The organism is Gordonia sp. UBA7599 (assembly GCA_002477755.1).
Classification (GTDB): domain Bacteria; phylum Actinomycetota; class Actinomycetes; order Mycobacteriales; family Mycobacteriaceae; genus Gordonia.
In genome coordinates this window covers 521-16,820 of record DLKD01000007.1, presented here as the reverse complement: position 1 = coordinate 16,820, position 16,300 = coordinate 521, and the positions used below count along the sequence as shown (strand labels likewise).

The 16,300-nt window shown below is 69.9% G+C and carries 17 protein-coding genes and 1 riboswitch; of the genes, 1 reads left to right on the top strand and 16 read right to left on the bottom strand.

What is annotated here, in order from left to right; all coding sequences use genetic code 11:
* The 10 genes from B4L26_RS00550 to B4L26_RS00505 all read right to left on the bottom strand — a co-directional run.
* Positions 1 to 455 (bottom strand): glyceraldehyde 3-phosphate dehydrogenase NAD-binding domain-containing protein (locus B4L26_RS00550; protein WP_290714521.1); only part of this gene is annotated, 455 nt, incomplete at its 3' end.
* Positions 456 to 606: 151 nt separating this feature from the next.
* Positions 607 to 1,584 carry a DNA-binding protein WhiA gene (gene whiA, locus B4L26_RS00545; protein ID WP_290714530.1) on the bottom strand — a complete coding sequence of 326 codons (978 nt, stop codon included), beginning with the start codon at positions 1,582 to 1,584 and terminating at the stop codon, positions 607 to 609.
* A gap of 47 nt (positions 1,585 to 1,631) precedes the next feature.
* On the bottom strand, positions 1,632 to 2,669 hold the full coding sequence (locus B4L26_RS00540; RefSeq protein ID WP_290714518.1) for a gluconeogenesis factor YvcK family protein: 1,038 nt from the start codon (positions 2,667 to 2,669) through the stop codon (positions 1,632 to 1,634).
* The gene (gene rapZ / locus B4L26_RS00535) at positions 2,666 to 3,550 is read right to left on the bottom strand and encodes an RNase adapter RapZ (protein ID WP_290714516.1); all 885 of its coding nucleotides are present in this window, start codon (positions 3,548 to 3,550) and stop codon (positions 2,666 to 2,668) included. The genes B4L26_RS00540 and rapZ overlap by 4 nt, the downstream gene beginning before the upstream one ends.
* Positions 3,543 to 5,495, bottom strand: coding sequence for an excinuclease ABC subunit UvrC (uvrC, locus tag B4L26_RS00530; RefSeq protein ID WP_290714514.1), 1,953 nt, complete (start codon positions 5,493 to 5,495; stop codon positions 3,543 to 3,545). The genes rapZ and uvrC overlap by 8 nt, the downstream gene beginning before the upstream one ends.
* A gap of 42 nt (positions 5,496 to 5,537) precedes the next feature.
* A complete protein-coding gene (locus tag B4L26_RS00525; protein ID WP_290714511.1) occupies positions 5,538 to 6,077 on the bottom strand; it encodes an ion channel in 540 nt (179 codons plus the stop codon).
* Positions 6,070 to 6,615: a PH domain-containing protein gene (locus tag B4L26_RS00520; RefSeq protein ID WP_290714509.1), complete on the bottom strand. Its 546-nt coding sequence runs from the start codon at positions 6,613 to 6,615 to the stop codon at positions 6,070 to 6,072. The genes B4L26_RS00525 and B4L26_RS00520 overlap by 8 nt, the downstream gene beginning before the upstream one ends.
* A complete protein-coding gene (ribH, locus tag B4L26_RS00515) occupies positions 6,612 to 7,082 on the bottom strand; it encodes a 6,7-dimethyl-8-ribityllumazine synthase (protein ID WP_290714506.1) in 471 nt (156 codons plus the stop codon). Before ribH ends, B4L26_RS00520 begins: the two co-directional genes overlap by 4 nt.
* Positions 7,079 to 8,404 carry a bifunctional 3,4-dihydroxy-2-butanone-4-phosphate synthase/GTP cyclohydrolase II gene (locus B4L26_RS00510; protein WP_290714502.1) on the bottom strand — a complete coding sequence of 442 codons (1,326 nt, stop codon included), beginning with the start codon at positions 8,402 to 8,404 and terminating at the stop codon, positions 7,079 to 7,081. The genes ribH and B4L26_RS00510 overlap by 4 nt, the downstream gene beginning before the upstream one ends.
* Positions 8,405 to 8,411: 7 nt before the next feature.
* Entirely contained in the window at positions 8,412 to 9,023 is a 612-nt protein-coding gene (locus tag B4L26_RS00505; protein WP_290714500.1) for a riboflavin synthase, read from the bottom strand.
* Positions 9,024 to 9,116: 93 nt separating this feature from the next.
* Positions 9,117 to 9,276: riboswitch (FMN riboswitch) on the bottom strand.
* 177 nt (positions 9,277 to 9,453) lie between these two features.
* Here B4L26_RS00505 and B4L26_RS00500 point away from each other — a divergent pair.
* Positions 9,454 to 9,684 (top strand): LapA family protein, encoded by a 231-nt coding sequence (locus tag B4L26_RS00500; RefSeq protein WP_290714497.1) that lies wholly within the window; start codon positions 9,454 to 9,456, stop codon positions 9,682 to 9,684.
* Here the strand turns inward: B4L26_RS00500 and ribD are convergent.
* From ribD to B4L26_RS00470, 6 genes are all read right to left on the bottom strand, one after another.
* A complete protein-coding gene (gene ribD, locus B4L26_RS00495) occupies positions 9,671 to 10,678 on the bottom strand; it encodes a bifunctional diaminohydroxyphosphoribosylaminopyrimidine deaminase/5-amino-6-(5-phosphoribosylamino)uracil reductase RibD (RefSeq protein ID WP_290714528.1) in 1,008 nt (335 codons plus the stop codon). The genes B4L26_RS00500 and ribD overlap by 14 nt on opposite strands.
* Positions 10,679 to 10,716: 38 nt before the next feature.
* A complete protein-coding gene (gene rpe / locus B4L26_RS00490; protein ID WP_290714494.1) occupies positions 10,717 to 11,415 on the bottom strand; it encodes a ribulose-phosphate 3-epimerase in 699 nt (232 codons plus the stop codon).
* Positions 11,416 to 11,447: 32 nt separating this feature from the next.
* Positions 11,448 to 12,848 (bottom strand): RsmB/NOP family class I SAM-dependent RNA methyltransferase, encoded by a 1,401-nt coding sequence (locus B4L26_RS00485; RefSeq protein ID WP_290714492.1) that lies wholly within the window; start codon positions 12,846 to 12,848, stop codon positions 11,448 to 11,450.
* Positions 12,845 to 13,816, bottom strand: a complete 972-nt coding sequence (fmt, locus tag B4L26_RS00480; protein WP_290714490.1) for a methionyl-tRNA formyltransferase — start codon at positions 13,814 to 13,816, stop codon at positions 12,845 to 12,847. The genes B4L26_RS00485 and fmt overlap by 4 nt, the downstream gene beginning before the upstream one ends.
* A gap of 27 nt (positions 13,817 to 13,843) precedes the next feature.
* The gene (locus B4L26_RS00475; RefSeq protein ID WP_290714525.1) at positions 13,844 to 15,805 is read right to left on the bottom strand and encodes a primosomal protein N'; all 1,962 of its coding nucleotides are present in this window, start codon (positions 15,803 to 15,805) and stop codon (positions 13,844 to 13,846) included.
* A gap of 76 nt (positions 15,806 to 15,881) precedes the next feature.
* Positions 15,882 to 16,300 (bottom strand): methionine adenosyltransferase domain-containing protein (locus B4L26_RS00470; protein WP_290714487.1); only part of this gene is annotated, 419 nt, incomplete at its 5' end.

Below are 16,300 nucleotides of genomic sequence, written 5' to 3'. Positions count from 1 at the left end.
ATGTTCTGGCTGCCGTCGTACTGGTCGTCGTTGACGCCCATCACGATGGTGATGTCCTCGTCGGAGGCAGGGGCGGAGATGATGACCTTCTTGGCGCCGGCATCGAGGTGGCCCTGAGCCTTGGCGCGCGCGGTGAAGATACCGGTGGACTCGACGACGATGTCCACGCCCAGATCGCCCCACGGGATGGCCGCCGGGCCCTCCTTGACCGAGAGGGCCTTGATCTTCTTGTCGCCGACGACGATCGTGTCGTCACCCTCGAGGCTGACGTCCTCGGGCAGGCGGCCCAGGATGGAGTCGAACTTCAGCAGGTGGGCCAGCGTGGCGTTGTCGGTGAGGTCGTTGACCGCGACGATCTCGATGTCGGTGGTACCGAGGGCCTTCTGGGCCTCCACGGCACGGAAGAAGTTGCGGCCGATGCGGCCGAATCCGTTGACGCCTACGCGAACAGTCACGTGCTTTTCTCCTTATCGGGTCGGCGCGCGAGAATCGCCTCGCGCGCCACGGTTGTGGGCGATGCTGCACCGATACGGTCTCAGCCTAGACGGTGCGCGTTCGTCCGGCGCAGGTCTGTCCGACTTCACCGGCCGCGGCAGGGCCGCGGTGCTACTCGTCGTCGAGCAAGTCGGTGGTCACGGCTGATTCGGTGTCGGGAATCCCCTCGACACGGGCCTTCTTGTCCGCCATCGAGAGCAGTCGGCGGATCCGTCCGGCCACGGCGTCCTTCGTCATCGGCGGGTCGGCGAGTTTGCCGAGTTCCTCCAGAGACGCCTGGCGGTGCGTGACGCGCAGCCGACCGGCGGCGATCAGATGGTCGGGCACCTCGTCGCCGAGAATCTCCAGCGCGCGCTCCACGCGGGCCGCCGCAGCGACGGCCGCTCGCGCCGACCGGCGCAGATTGGCGTCGTCGAAGTTGGCGAGCCGATTGGCCGTGGCCCGCACCTCGCGCCGCATGCGGCGCTCCTCCCATTCCAGGCGGGTGTCCTGTGCACCCATGCGGGTGAGCAGGTCGCCGATCGCCTCGCCGTCGCGGATGACGACTCGGTCGGCGCCACGTACTTCCCGGGCCTTGGCAGCGACGCCGAGCCGGCGGGCGGCCCCGACGAGTGCCAGTGCCGCTTCGGGGCCGGGGCAGCTGACTTCCAGCGCCGAGGAGCGACCGGGTTCGGTGAGCGAACCGTGCGCGAGGAACGCGCCGCGCCACGCGGCCTCGGCGTCGGCGACGCTTCCGCCGACGACCATGGCGGGCAGGCCGCGGACCGGGCGTCCGCGTTGGTCGAGGAGCCCGGTCTGGCGGGCCAGTGCCTCCCCGTCTTTGACGACGCGGACGATGTAGCGCGCCCCCTTGCGGATCCCGCCGCTGCGCAGGACGTGGACCTCCGACGGATAGCCGTACAGGTCGTGGATCTCGCGACGCAGACGCCGGGCCACATTGCCGGTGTCGAGTTCTGCCTCGACGACGACGCGGCCGGCGACGATGTGCAGCCCGCCGGCGAACCGCAGCATCGCGGCGACCTCGGCGCGGCGGCAGCTGGCCAGCGTCACGTTGAGACGACTCAGCTCGTCCTTGACCGCACCTGTCATGGCCACCGGCGACGATCCTCCGCTCACTGTTCGTCCCTGCCCACTCACTATGCCAATTCCCGGCGCGCCCGGGGCACGTCGGGAGACGCCGGGGCGACCCCCATCACACTGGCCACCATCTGCGCGACCCGCTGCGGGTCGTGGACGTGCGTTCCGTTCACGGCGAGGTCTCCTACGTGCAGTTCGGCACCGAACAGTGCGGCAGCGCGCGCGAGGTGCTCTCGTTCGCGACCGGCCGGGGCCGAGCGCTCGTCGACGAGCACCTCGTCGATGCGGAGAGTATCCGCATGCGCGTGCAACACGTGCAGGTGGCGCTCGACCGAAAAGCCGGGCGTCTCCCCCGGCTCGGGCGCGAGATTAACGATCAGCATCTTGCGTGCAGATGTTGAAGATAGCGCAGCCAGCTGATCGGGGACGAGTACATGCGGGATTACGCTGGAAAACCACGAACCCGGGCCCAGCACGACGAGGTCCGCGGCCTCGATGGCGGCACACGCCTCCACGCTTGCCGGTGGCGCCTCGGGCAGCAGACGCACGCGGCGCACCTTGCCCGGCGTCGTCGCGACCGCCACCTGTCCGCGAATCGCCCGGCTCAGCCGCGGGTCGGCCTCCAACCCCGTCACGTCGGCCTCGATCGTCAGCGGCACCGTCGACATCGGCAGTACGCGCCCGCCCACCTGCGTAAGCTCCGCGAGCCGTTTCAGCGCCTCGATCGGATCACCGAGCAACTCGGTCAGGCCCACCAGCAGCAGGTTCCCGATCGGATGGCCGGCAAGTGCGCCGTGGCCGCCGAAGCGGTGCTGGAGCAACTCGCCCCACAGCTCCGCGCGACGCGCCTGTTCGTCGTCCATGTCGGCCAGTGCGGCCGGTGCGACGAGGAGTGCGGCCAGCGCCATCCGGAGATCGCCAGGAGGAATCAGGTTGAGCTCGCCGCGCAGCCGTCCCGACGACCCGCCGTCGTCGGCGACGGTGACGATCGCGGTGATATCCGGGCTGAGGTACCGCATCGCAGTGAGGGTCGCATACAGCCCGTGGCCGCCGCCAAGGGCGACAATACGGTCGATGCCCGGCACGGGGCCGCTCATTCGCGCCCCAAGTCGCGGTGCATCACCCGCACGTCGAAGGTGGGTCCGCCCTCGCGCTGCCCTTCCTCGAGCCGGCGTGCCAACTCCTGTGCCATTGCCACACTGCGGTGCTTGCCGCCGGTGCAGCCGATGCCGACGCTCATGTAGCGCTTGCCCTCGCGCAGATAGCCGTCGGCGACGAGTCGGATGATGTCGGCGTAGAGGCGGGCGAATTCGTCAGCGCCCTCCTGGCTCAGGACGTAGTCGCGCACCGGGGCGTCGGTCCCGTTCTGCTCGCGCAGCTCGGGGATCCAATGCGGGTTGGGCAGGAAGCGCACGTCGGTGACGAGATCGGAGTCGATCGGCAGGCCGTACTTGAATCCGAACGACTGGATCGACACCGACAGACTGGTGGCCGTGGCCATGTCGGCCGACGAGTTCGCGAGGATCTCGCGCAGCCGCGCCACCGACGACGACGAGGTGTCGATCACCAGGTCGGACTGCTCCTTCACGCCCGCGAGGCGGGAGCGTTCGCGACCGATCGCCTCGACCAGGGTGTCGTCGGTCTGCAGCGGATGGCGTCGGCGGACCTGTTCGAACCGCCGCACCAGTACTTCGTCACTCGCATCGAGGAAGACCTGCCATACCGAGGCGCCAGCCGCCTCCAGGTCGGTGCGCAGGGCCGCGAGCTCGTCGGCGAAATGCTCGTCTGCGCCGCGGACCACCATCGCCAGGCGCGAGGTCTGGTCGCCGCCGGTTCTGGCCAACTCCACCAGCTTCCCGATCAGGGAGACCGGCACGTTGTCGGCGACGTACCAACCGTCGTCCTCGAACACGTCGGCCGCAGCCGAGCGGCCCGCTCCGGACATGCCGGCGATGAAGACAACCGTGATCTCAGACATCGCTCTCCTGTCTACCGACCGCCAGGGCCTCGTGGACCGTCTTTGCCGTTGTTGGACCGATTCCGGGGACGGCAGCGATCTCCTCGACGGAGGCCGCCTTCAGGTTCGCCACCGAGCCGAACGCGGTCACCAGTGCGGTGCGCCGGGTGGGTCCCAGACCCGGAACCGCGTCGAGTGCCGAACTCGTCATCCGCTTGCTGCGCTTGCTGCGATGGAAGGTGATCGCGAACCGGTGCGCCTCGTCGCGCACGCGCTGCAGCAGGAACAGGCCCTCGCTGGTCCGCGGCATGATGATCGGCTCGTCGTCGCCGAGGGCCCAGATCTCCTCCATGCGCTTGGCCAGGCCGACCACGGTGACGTCGGTGATCCCGAGTTCATCGAGGACTGCCGCTGCGGCATGGCACTGGGGGGCGCCGCCGTCGACGATGAACAGGTTCGGCGGATAGGCGAACTTGCGGGGCCGACCGGTTTGCGGGTCGAGGGCTTCGGGTTGTTCCGCGTCGGCCCGATGACGCAGGAACCGTCGTCGGGTGACCTCGGCGATCGAGGCGACGTCGTCGGAGCGGCCGTCGCCTGCGGCCTCCTTGATCGAGTAGTGGCGATAGTCCGACTTGCGCGGCAGCCCGTCCTCGAACACGACCAGCGACGCGACGACGTCCGTGCCCTGGACGTGTGAGATGTCCACGCACTCGATCCGCAGCGGCGCGGAGTCCATACCGAGGTACTCCTGGATCTCGGTGAGAGCCGCTGAGCGCGATGTCAGGTCCCCGGCCCGGCGCAGTTTGTGCAGCGCGAGTGCTTCGGAGGCGTTGCGCTCGACGGTCTCCAGCAGGTCGCGCTTGTCGCCGCGCCGCGGCACGCGCAAGGCGACCCGCGATCCGCGCAGCACCGACAGCCACTCGGCCAGTTCGTCGGCGTCCTGCGGCAGTTCGGGGACGAGGACCTCGCGGGGCACCGACTCCCCCGCCTCCCGGCTGGCCGACACGGTCACCGTCGCGTCCTGGTCGGCCAATGCGCCGTAGAACTGGGTGAGGAACTGTTCGACCTGTGTTCCAAGGGAATCATCGTCGGGGCGCTCGACGACCCAGCCCCGCTGTCCGCGGACGCGCCCGTCGCGCACCTGGAAGACCTGGACCGACGTCTCGAGTTCGTCGCCGACCATCGCGACGACGTCGGCGTCGGTGCCGTCGCCGAGGACGACGGCCTGCTTCTCCATGGCTCGCCGCAGCGCCGTCGCGTCGTCGCGCAGCCGGGCCGCCTTCTCGAAGTCGAGGTCCTGCGCCGCCTCCCGCATGCGGGACTCCACGTCGGCGATCATCTTGTCGGTGCGGCCGGCGAGGAAGTCGCAGAAATCGTCGACGATCTCGCGATGCTCGACGGCACTGACCCGTCCGATGCAGGGTGCAGAGCACTTGTCGATATAGCCGAGCAGGCAGGGCCGCCCCATCTGGTTGTGCCGTTTGAAGACGCCGTTGGAGCAGGTGCGCGCCGGGAACACCCGCGTCAGCTGGTCGAGGGTCTCGCGGATGGCCCAGGCATGCGAGTACGGCCCGAAGTAGCGGACGCCACGGCGCTTCGGCCCGCGGTAGACGTGCAGGCGCGGGTATTCCTCATTGAGGGTGACCGCGAGCATCGGATACGACTTGTCGTCGCGGTAGCGCACGTTGAAGCGCGGATCGAACTCTTTGATCCAGTTGTATTCGAGCTGCAGGGCCTCGACTTCGGTCGAGACGACGGTCCACTCGACCGAGCCCGCCGTCGTCACCATCTGGTGGGTGCGGGGGTGCAATGAGGCGACGTCGGCGAAGTACGACGTCAGCCGTGACCGGAGGTTCTTCGCCTTGCCGACGTAGATGACGCGCCCGTGCGGATCCCGGAATTTGTACACCCCCGGTTCGGTGGGGATCGACCCGGGAGCGGGTCGGTACGTGGAGGGATCGGGCACGCAGTTCAGGTTAGTCGGCCGGACCGACAGCCAGCAGCACGGCTAACCGCCGATGTGGGTGTGTTTGATCTTGTCGGTGACGAGGGACGCGAGGAAGTTGATCCCGAAGCCCAGCAAGATGAGCGAGGACACCATCTGCAGGGAGACGGCGATGCGCGCCCCTTCGCTTACGGCGGCGATGGTGCCGAAGCCGGTGGTGGTGAAGATGGTCAGGCAGTAGTACAGCGCATCGAGCCGCGTGAGCTCCTCGGAAAAACTGGCCGGCTGATAGTCGGAGAACAGGAAGTATGTGGCGGAGAACACGACGATGTAGAGCACGACGAGTGCGGTCAGGATCTCCAACGCCACCAGCGCCGGATAGCTGTTGCCGCGGATCCGCCACATCTCCCAGAGGACGAAACCCGTCACCATCAGGGCCCCGATCACCAGGCCGACAGCGTTCCAGGCGTTTCCGTGGCCGATCGGCAGCAGGAAGTAGCCCGCCAAGAGGATCGTTGTGGCGCGTAGCGGGCGGTACACGGCGGCGACCAGCCAGGTGCGCGTGATGGGCTGCTCCGTGACCACCCCGCCGACCTCAGGCATCGCCGACCCTCCCCCGGAGTTCGGCGGCACTGTACTGCTCGTGGAGGTCGCGGACGCGCTCCATCGCCGCGATAGCGCGCTCCCCGTCGCCGGCGCGGATCGCGAGTATCGGGATGTGCTCGTCGTCGGGGAACTCCAATCGCGCGCACATGCTGGAGTCCGGGTAGGTCACGCCGGTGATCTCGTCCCAGCCGAAAAGGCGCTCGCCGATCAGGTTGCGCACGGCGATGCCGCGCTGCCCCACCCGCACCCGCGGCTGGGTGAGCAACAGGATTCCGCCGACGGCGACGACCCCGATGAGCAGGATGGCCCACTGGTCGGCCGAGCCGACATTGCGGACGCCGTTGTCGCCGAAGGTGAACGTGTGGCCGAACAGCACGATCTGCGATTTCGTCAGCAGATAGGCGAAGACTGCGTGAATCACCAGGACGACCGCCGCAGCGGCGCAGCTCCAGACCCGCAACCGGTGTGGCCGGTAGACGAGGTCCCACTCGCCGGCATTCGTTGACGGGGACTGCCCGCCCTGCTCGGAACTCACTTCAGGGACCGCAGGATCAGTGCCGACGCCAGCGCCGCGTTGACGGCCTGGGCGCCCTTGTCCTCACTCGACTCGGGCAGACCCGCCCGAGCCAGCGCCTGCGCCTCGGTGTTGACGGTCAGGACCCCGTTGCCGACGGGGGTCGACTCGTCGAGGGAAACGCGGGTCAGTCCGGCGGTCACCGCGTCGCAGACATAGTCGAAGTGTGGTGTCTCGCCGCGGATGACCACGCCGAGCGCGACGACGGCGTCGTGGGTGCGTGCCAATGCCTGCGAGATGACGGGCAGTTCAATCGCACCGGCGACCCGGATCACCGTCAGGTCGGCCACCCCGGCGGCGGTTGCGGCGGCAATGGCCCCGTTCAGCAGCGAGGTGCAGATGACCTCGTGCCACTGCGAGGCGATGATTGCCAGCCGAATATCCTCGGCGTTCGCCAAATCCAGCGTGGGCTCGCCGACGCCACTCATGCGCGCTCCCCTCCGTCGAGTACCCGGTCCGGCCCGGGCGAATCGCCGGGCGGCCCGTCGGGCACGTCCAGATCGTACTCATCGAGCCCCTCGAGCTCGTGGCCCATCCGGTCGCGCTTGGTACGCAGGTAGCGGAGGTTCTCGCGGTTGGCGCGCACCGGCATCGCCACACGCTCGGTGATGGCCAGGCCGTACCCGTCGAGGCCGACCCGCTTGGCCGGGTTGTTCGTCAGCAGCCGCATCGACCGCACACCCAGGTCGACGAGGATCTGAGCGCCGATCCCGTAGTCGCGCGAATCCGCCGGCAGCCCGAGCGACAGGTTCGCATCGACGGTGTCCTCGCCGGCGTCCTGCAGCTGATAGGCCTGCAGCTTGTGCAGCAACCCGATGCCGCGGCCCTCGTGGCCGCGCATGTACAGCACGATTCCGCGCCCTTCCGCGGCCACCATCGCCATCGCCGCGTCGAGCTGCGGGCCGCAGTCGCACCGCAATGAACCGAAGACGTCGCCGGTCAGGCACTCCGAGTGGACGCGCACGAGCACGTCGTCGCCGTTGTCGGCGCTGATGTCCCCCATCACCAGTGCGACGTGCTCCACGTCGTCGAAAGCGGAGGTGTAACCGACCGCGCGGAACGTGCCGTGGTCGGTGGGAATGCGCGCGTCGGCGACGCGCTGCACGTGCTTCTCGTTGCGGCGCCGCCAGGCGATCAGGTCGGCGATGGAGATGAGCGCGAGTCCGTGGTCGTCGGCGAAGACGCGCAGCTCGTCGCCCTGCGCCATGGCGCCCTCGTCCTTTTGGCTGACGATCTCGCAAATGACGCCTGCCGGAGCGAGGCCGGCCAACGTCGCCAGGTCGACGGCGGCCTCGGTGTGCCCGGGTCGGCGCAGGACACCGCCCTCCTTGGCCCGCAACGGGACCACGTGGCCCGGCCGGGTGAAGTCGACGGCCCGGCTGGCGGGGTCGGCGAGCAACCGCATCGTCGTGGCGCGGTCGGCGGCGCTGATACCGGTGCCGATGCCCTCGCGGGCGTCGACGGTCACTGTGTAGGCGGTGCCGTGCTTGTCCTGGTTGGTGGAATACATCGGCGGTAGTCCGAGTCGGTCGCAGTCGTCCCCGGACAACGGCACGCAAAGGTACCCGGAGGTGTAACGGACCATGAAGGCCACCAACTCGGGGGTGGCCATCTCCGCGGCGAAGATCAGGTCGCCCTCGTTCTCGCGGTCCTCGTCGTCGACGACGACCACGGCCTTGCCCGCCTTGATGTCGGCAACAGCCCGTTCGATGGAATCGAAACGGATCGGCTCGCTCTCGTGCCCGGTCATCGTCGCCTCACTCGTTCCCGGCCTGCGCGGCCGTGCTCGTCAATCGCTCTACATACTTCGCGATCACGTCGACCTCCAGGTTCACCGGATTGCCGACCTTTGCCTGACCCAGGTTCGTGTGCGCCAGCGTCGTGGGGATGAGGGAGATCTCGAACCAGTCGGCACCGATGGCCGAGACCGTCAGCGAGACACCGTCGACGGTGATCGAACCCTTCTCCACGATGTAGCGCCGCAAGCTCTCGGGGATCGCGATGCGCACGACGGTCCAGTTCTCGGTGGGGCTGATGGCGGTGATCTCACCGACGCCGTCGACGTGGCCCTGGACGATGTGTCCGCCGAACCGGCCGTCGGCGCGCATCGCACGTTCCAGATTCACGGTCGCGCCGACACCCAGGTCGGCCAGTGAACTCCGGCGCAGCGTCTCGGCCATCACGTCGACGGCGAACTCGCCGTCCTCGGTCAGCTCGGTGACTGTGAGGCACACTCCGTTGACGGCGATCGAGTCCCCGAACCCGGCATCGCCGGTGACGGTGGGCCCGCGGACCGTGAACCGCGCCGCGTCGACCAGTTCTTCCTTGGCGGTGATGGTCCCGCACTCCTCGACGATTCCTGTGAACACGTCGCTACTCCCTCTCCAGCTCCCTACAGCACAGAGTAAAAGGGGCGGGGGGACGCGCGAGGGCGCCGGGCGGCTCGTGCGGGCACGATACCGCGGGGTTCTCTCACATCCGGACTATGACCGTCGGCTCCGGAATCGCACCGGATCTGCTGACCCCGCCCCGGCCGATGAAGCCGTGTCGGGCGCTCGCGGGCTCTACCGGAAACCCGGTATCACCGCCGGTAGGGAATCACACCCTGCCCCGAGAACTCTACTTACGAAATTAGCACGACGGTGAGTGCAGCCCCACCCGCCGGCGGCATTGGAATCAGTGCGAATCAACGTCTCCCAGGGGCCAGGCCGGGAAATCGACTCTGGACTCCCCCGTCGGTTTGGGCCCCCGCTGACAGTTCGGCCGCGCGCAACTTTGCGGCATGCAATGCTGTGCAGCATGTCCAATGATGCCAAATCCAGCAGCTTTTCCAACTCAATCCTCGGCCTGCTCAAGAAGCACTGGCTGCCGCTGATCGTCGCGATCATCGCCATCGTGTTCATCGCCTTGAACCGGGTGCAGGCCCAGGTCAACTTCCTGTTCTTCCGCGTCGACACCGCCCTCTGGCTCGCGCTGAGCGTCGCGGCGATTCTCGGCCTGATAGTCGGCTGGTTCATCAACCGGAAGTAGTCGGCGCCTCTGCGTCGCGTCTCAGGGTCAAGCGCACGTCGGCGCCGAGTCGGCGCACTTCCACCGGGGTGAACCGATGCGCTTGGGCCAGCGTAGCCACGGTCGGATCGTCGACGGCGGCGGCCCCCGCGCCTAGGATCGTCGGCGCGAGATAGGCGTGCACCTCGTCGACGAGACCGGCCGCCAAGAACGCGCCGATCACCGCCGGCCCGCCTTCGACGAGGACCGTCAGCGCATCGGGGACCGCGGCGAGAACGTCATGCGGGTCGTGTGAGCGGACCTGTCGCGTCGGCGCGGCGTCGTCGAAGACTCTTGCCCCCGGCGGCAGGTCCCGATTGCCCAGGACGATCCGGACCGGCTGATGGGCGCCCAACGACCCGTCGGCGGTGCGCGCGGTGAGCGACGGGTCATCGGCCAAAACGGTGCCGGTGCCGACGACGATGGCGTCCAGACCCCCGCGCACGACGTGTGCATCAGCCCTGGCCTGAGCCCCGGTGATCCATTGGCTCGTCCCGTCGGGCGCGGCGACCCGCCCATCCAATGTCGTCGCGATCTTCGCGATCACCAACGGGCGGCCAGTGCGCTGGCGGTGCAGCCAGGCCCGCAGCGGACCGTCGGCGGCAATCTCGGAGCCAAACCCGGCCACGACGGCGATACCGGCGTCGCGCAGCGCCTGCGCCCCACCGGCAGCCAGCGGATTGGGATCGGCGAGCGCGTAGACCACGCGCGCCACGCCCGCATCGATCAGGGCTCGCGAACACGGACCGGTTCGCCCCGTGTGGTTACAGGGCTCCAACGTGACGACGACCGTCGCGCCGCGCGCCGCCTCCCCCGCCGCCGTGAGCGCCACCACCTCCGCGTGCGGGCCGCCGACCGGTTGTGTGTGCCCGACCGCGATCACCTCGCCGCGCGCTCCGATGACCACGGCCCCGACCGGCGGGTTCGGTGACGATGAGCCCATCGCGGCACCCGATTCGGCGATGGCGCGCGCCATCGCCTCGTCGAGGATCGGGTCGACAGACACCGGCACTCCTACTCGGCGCCCACGGTGGCCGTCGGCCAGTGCGCCGCGGCCTGTTCGCGCAGTGCGGCGACGGCCCGTCCCGGGTCGGCGGCACCGTAGACGGCCGAGCCGGCGACGAAGCAGTCCACCCCGGCCTCGGCGGCCTGTTCGATGGTGTCGGCGTTGATCCCGCCGTCGATCTCGACGAGGATGCTCAGCTCGCCCGAATCCACCAGCGAGCGGACCGTGCGCACCTTGCCCAGCACCTCGGGGATGAAGCTCTGCCCGCCGAAGCCCGGTTCGACGCTCATGACCAGCAGCGTGTCCACGTCGCGCAGGATCTCCAGGTAGGGGTCGAGCGGGGTGCCCGGCTTGATCGCCAACCCGGCTTTGGCCCCGGCGGCGCGGATGTCACGCGCGACGGCCCGCGGATCGTCGGTGGCCTCCGCGTGGAACGTGACGTTGTACGCGCCGGCCTCCGCGTAGGGCGGTGCCCAGCGTCCCGGGTCGTCGATCATCAGGTGGCAGTCCATGGGGATGTCGGTGGCGGCCAGCAGGCTCTCGACCACCGGCAGGCCCAGGGTCAGGTTGGGGACGAAATGCGCGTCCATCACGTCGACGTGCAGCCAGTCCGATCCCTCCACGGCACGCATCTCCGTGGCGAGGTTGGCGAAATCCGCCGACAGGATGGACGGGGCGATCATCGGAGCGCTGGGTCGCTGGCACATGGCCCCGATTCTAGTGGCCCGTGTCTAGGTGCTCAGGTATCGGCTGGACGGCGCAGCGCCGCCAGGAACATCGCGTCGGTGCCGTGCAGGTGCGGCCACAACTGCACGTGGGGCCCATCACCGGGCGACGGGAACTCCATGCCCTCGGTCGTGACGAATGGTCGTGCGTCGAGTTGCTCGGCCCCGGTCGCCGCGCACACGGCGTCGACGACGCCGACGGTCTCGGCCGGATGCGGGGAGCACGTCGAATAGACCACGACCCCGCCCGGACGGACCAGATCCAGCGCCGCGGTGAGCAGTTCGCGCTGCAGCGGCACGAGTTCGGTGACGTCGGACGGCCGGCGTCGCCACCGCGCTTCCGGACGTCGGCGCAGCGAGCCGAGTCCGCTGCATGGCGCGTCGACGAGGACACGGTCGTACCCGGGCTCCAGTCCAGAGTCGCGGCCGTCGGCGACGACGACGGTCACCGGCAGGTCCGCGGTGACCGACCGGATCAGGTCGGCGCGGTGCTCGGAGACCTCCACCGCGTCGAGGTGGGCGCCGCTCGACTCGGCGAGGGAGCCGAGGAGTGCGGCCTTGCCGCCCGGCCCGGCGCACAAGTCGAGCCAGCGCCCGCCGTCGGGCCCGTCGAGCGTGGCGCGGGTCAGCGCGATCGCGACGAGTTGACTGCCCTCGTCCTGCACGCCGGCCAGCCCCTCGCGCACGACGTCGAGCCGGCCGGGGTCTCCGCCGGGAAGGTAGACGCAATAGGGCGACAGACGGCCCTCGTCCCCTCCGGCGATCAGCGCCAATTCGGTGGCCGTGATCTGACCGGGGCGGGCGACGAGGTGCACCGGTGGTCGGGAGTCGTCGGCGGCCAGCGCGGCCTGCAACGAGCCGATGGACCCGCCCAACGCATCGGCGAACACCTCGGCGATCCAGCGCGGGTGGGCGTAGGCGAACGCGAGGTGGCCCACCGGGTCTTGTGCGATGGAAGGCGCCAGCTGGTCGGCCCACATCTCCTCGTCGCGCTGGGAGATCTTGCGCAGGACCGCGTTGACGAACCCGGCCGGGCCCTGACCGTCCTCGGAGCGGACCAGATCGACCGACGTCGAGACCGCAGCGTGGGATCCGATGCGGGTGCGCAGCAGCTGGTAGGCGCCCAGGCGCAGCACGTCGAGCAGCTTCCCGTCGATCTCGGTGACCGGGCGGCCCGCCGCGGACGCGATCACCTTGTCGAGAGTCCCCTGTGCGCGCAGCGTGCCGTACGTGAGCTCGGTGGCCAGCGCGGCATCACGACCGGACAGGCCACGCTCGCGCAGCATTGACGGGAGCAGCAGGTTGGCGTACGCATCGCGCTCGCGCACCGCCCGCACCACGTCGCGGGCGACCGCGCGCACCGGATCGACTGACTTGTCGCGCAGCTTCGGGTTGCCGGGCCGTCCCCCGCTCATCGGAGCACCTGCCCGGGCTCCAGGCGAGCGCCGCGCGCCCAGTCGGCGGCGAGCATTTGCTTCTTGCCGGGTGGCACCACCCAAGTGAGTGCGACGACCTCGTCGGCGGTCCCGACGTACACGGCCTTCTTGGTGACCGCCAACTCCCCGGGCGACAGGTTCTCCGGCGCGCCGGGCTCATCGGCGATACCGCGACGCACCGGCCCGATCCGCAGGCGCAGTTCGTCGGTGCCGGTGTCGACCGCGCACCAGGCACCCGGGTCGGGGGTGTGGGCCCGGATCAGGCGGTCGACGATGTGCGCGGGCCGAGCCCAGACCACGCGGGCGTCGGCGACGGTGATCTTGGGCGCGTGCGACACGTCGTGGTCGGGTTGTGCGACCGGCGCCAACTCGCCGGCCTCGATGCCGTCGAGGGTCGCGACGAGCAGATTGGCGCCGGAGAGCGCTAGCCGGTCGAGGAGGTCACCGCTGGTCTCACCGGCGCCGATGTCGGTGGTCAAGGTGCCGTACACCGGGCCGGTGTCGAGTCCGGCCTCGATCTGGAACGTGCTGGCCCCGGTGACGGTGTCACCGGCTGCGATGGCCGCCTGGACGGGACCGGCGCCGCGCCACGCCGGAAGCAACGAGAAGTGCAGGTTGATCCAGCCGCGGGCGGGCAGGTCGAGCAGCGCCGGCGGGATCAAGGCGCCATAGGCGACGACGGCGGCACAGTCGGGTGCCCATCGGTTCAACTGCGCAAGGACCTCCGGGTCGACTTCACCGTTGTGATACAACCGCGGCGGGGTGAAGACGTCGATACCCAACTCGTCGGCGCGCTGGGCGACGTCGCTGCGAGTCGTCTTGCGTCCTCGCCCCGATACCGCGTCGGGGCGCGACAGCACTCCCACGACCTGATGGTCGGGAGAATCGTGCAGGGCGTTCAGCGAGGGCACTGCGGCCGCGGGAGTGCCGGCGAAGAGGACGCGCATTCGGCCAATACTAGGCGGCCCCGCTGGTCAGCCGATCGTCGACGGGTCGACCTGAACCCGCAGCGGCCCGGTGTCGGGCGCGCTCGTCCGTCGGGCCTGGGCGCGACTCAGCGCGACGGCGAGCTCGCGACCGTGACGCCGGTCGACACGGATCAGCAGACGCTCGAACTCGTCGGCGCGCGCACCACGGTCGGTCCGCTCTCCCCCGGCCGGTCCGCGTACCCCCGGCGGGAGTGGGACCGGGCCCAGGATGCCGGCGTCGGGCGGGAGTTCGAGGAGGTCGACGAACTGGCGGACCGCCGCTGGGGTGCCATCGACCGCGGCCATCGTCACCGCCGGAGGGAAACCGAGTTCAGTGCGCTGGGCCAACTGGTCTGCGGCAAAGGCGACCGGGTCCCAGCGGATGACGGCCTGAACGGCGGGCACCTCGTTCTCGGCGAGCAGTACGACGTTCCCGCCGTCGACAGCGGATCGGGCCAGTGCGGCAATGGCGAACCAGTGCCGCGCGGCGTCCTCTTCGGCCCGCAGGTCTTCACGGTCGAGGTGGGCCCACGTGTCGACGGCGATGACGGTGCCGTATCCCTCACCGGCGACGATGGGCTCTGCGCCGGGGGTCGCGACGACCAGCCGGGCGTCGTCGGGGATGGAGTCGACGACCCGCGAGCCGTCGCTGGTGACCACCGGCACCCCGCGAAACGCCCGGCCGAGTTCCTCGGCGGTCCGCGCGGCACCGATGGTCAACGCACGGATCTGCGTCGAGCCACAGGCGGCGCACCGCGGCGCCGGGTCCACGCGGCCGCACCACCGACACGACACCGATTGGTCCGGGGCCATGGCGAGTGGGCCGTGGCACGACCGGCACCGCGCGTGGGTACGGCACGCGGCACAGGCCAGCGACGGCAGGTAACCGCGGCGGGGCACGCTGATGAGCACCGGCCGCCCGGCATCGAGGGCGGATCGGGCGAGTCGGAACGCGAATTCGGGCACGCGGGCGAGCCGGACCAGCGGGTCGTTGCCGACGGCGCGGTTCTCCTCGGCGAGTGCCTGCACGCGCGGAGACCGCCGCCGGACGTCGGCCCGGTCGGCGACCAGGTCGTGCATCCATCCGGCGGTGACCAGTGCCTGGGCCTCGGCGGTGCGGGCGTAGCCACCGATGACGAGCGCACACTGCTGTTGGTGGCTTCGGATCACCGCCACTTCGCGCGGATGGGGATAGGGTGCGCGGGGTTCGTCCAGGCTGGGGTCGCCGTCGTCCCAGACGATGATCAGTCCCGGGTCGTGCACGGGCGCGAAGATGGCGCTGCGCGTGCCGAGCACCACCTGCGCCTGCCCCCGCAGTGCGGCGAGCCACCGTCGGTAGCGGGCGGTCGGTCCCAACCCGGCGGCCAGGGTCACACACCGGTCCCCCAGGCCGGCGCAGGCTTGTTCCAGCCGGTCGAGGTCGCGCTGGTCGGGGACGACCGCGATCACCCCGCGACCACCGGCGACGGTGTGACCGATCAGCTCGGCCAGCCGCGCGGCCCAGTCCTCGCCGGGCACGGTTTGCCACGCCGCCCGAGGTGCCCGACCGTCGCGCACCGCGGCTCCGAAGGCTGGGCCGCCCCGATAGTGGGTCCAGTGCTCAAGCCCGGGTGCGGGGTCGATGAGCGGCGTCTCGTTGGGCGGTGGGCGCTGTTCGTCCTCGGTCCGGGCATGGCGTGGCGGCACCGCCAGGCGGATGACATCGGACATCGTGCCGGCGTAGCGGTCGGCGACCGCCCGGCACAGTTCCGCGATCTGCGGGGTCAGGACCGGTTCGGCCGAGACGACGCGCTCGATCCACGCGAGCTTGCCGTCGTGCTCACTGCGCTCGAGGCGGGCCAGCAGAAAGGCGTCGACCAGTCGGCCGGCAAAACGCACACGGAGCCTCGCCCCGGGCACGGCACGGAGGTCCTGCTCGGCGTCGACCAGATAGTCGAAAGGACGGTCGAGGTGCGCCAGGCCCAGCATGGGCAGCACCTGCGCAACAGGCGCGATCGGCGCCGGTTCGCGCTTGCTGCTCACACCCGACTCAGACCGACTCCGGTCACAACCCGGCTGCGACCTTGAGTTCCGCGGCCTTGTTGGTCCGCTCCCACGGCAGATCGACGTCGGTGCGGCCGAAGTGGCCGTACGCGGCGGTCGGCGCGTAGATCGGGCGCAGCAGGTCCAGATCGCGGACGATGGCGCCCGGGCGCAGGTCGAACACCTGCGTGATCGCCTTCTGGATCAGGTCGGGATCGACGTTCTCGGTGCCGAAGGTCTCCACGAACAGGCCGACGGGTGCCGCCTTGCCGATGGCGTAGGCGACCTGCACCTCGATCCGCTTGGCCAGCCCGGCGGCCACCGCGTTCTTCGCCACCCAGCGCATGGCGTAGGCCGCGCTGCGGTCAACCTTCGAGGGGTCCTTGCCGGAGAACGCGCCACCACCGTGGCGCGACATCCCGCCGTAGGTGTCGACGATGA